This window comes from Halomonas sp. SIMBA_159 (genome assembly GCF_046536035.1).
Lineage (GTDB): Bacteria > Pseudomonadota > Gammaproteobacteria > Pseudomonadales > Halomonadaceae > Vreelandella > Vreelandella venusta_A.
Window position 1 is genome coordinate 1 of the sequence record NZ_JAWJBT010000405.1, and the last position, 278, is coordinate 278.

General features: G+C 41.4%; 1 protein-coding gene. It reads right to left on the reverse strand.

Annotation, left to right across the window (positions count from 1 at the left end; genetic code table 11):
• A partial coding sequence (locus tag R0J87_RS19805) for a hypothetical protein (protein ID WP_498888396.1) occupies nt 1-278 on the reverse strand: 278 nt, incomplete at both ends.

A 278-nucleotide genomic window follows, 5' to 3' on the forward strand; every position in this document is an offset into this window, starting at 1 on the left:
TTCTCTTTTTCAATTTCGACACCTTCCCGCAGATAAATTTGCACATTCACTTCTTGTTTCTTGCCGACTGTGCCATCCGTCTCCATGGAAATAGCCAATATTCGATCTTCCACCTCAAACTTCAGCTCACTAATTCGTTCTGCCAGAACTGAACCATCCTGCCACAACTGGTCATTTCGCAATTCGAAAACAATACGACCACTACTTTGAACTACCAATCGGTCCTCAACGATAGTCATTTTTTCAGCACTTCTGACTTCTTTCGTAATGACTTTTAT